Below are 287 nucleotides of genomic sequence, written 5' to 3'. Positions count from 1 at the left end.
ATGCATATCGACCCTTATACGATGAGATAAGAATGAGACGACGCGTAGCGATTGGGATACTGGGCACGACGCTCGACGCCAGCGGGCGCGAGGACCGCTGGAAAAGATGGCGACCGACGGTCGCGCTCTGCCAGCAGCCCGGCCTGTTCATCGACCGGCTGGAGCTGATCCATGGTGACAATTCGGAGCGTTTGGCCAGACAGGTCATCGCCGACATCGAGGAAGTCTCGCCGGCGACGGAGGTCAGGCGGCATGTCATCCCGATGAAGGATCCCTGGGACTTTTCC

1 protein-coding gene is annotated in these 287 nt (G+C 60.6%); it reads left to right on the top strand.

From position 1 onward, the window contains the following. Positions 1 to 32 precede the first annotated feature (32 nt). Positions 33 to 287, top strand: a 255-nt coding sequence (locus EN852_RS39880) for an RNA repair transcriptional activator RtcR family protein (protein ID WP_246694603.1), incomplete at its 3' end; no start/stop codon positions are given.

The organism is Mesorhizobium sp. M2E.F.Ca.ET.209.01.1.1, assembly GCF_004010375.2.
Taxonomy (GTDB): Bacteria; Pseudomonadota; Alphaproteobacteria; order Rhizobiales; family Rhizobiaceae; genus Mesorhizobium.
The sequence above is the reverse complement of the archived record's forward strand: the minus strand, read 5'-3'. Positions and strand labels throughout refer to the sequence as shown.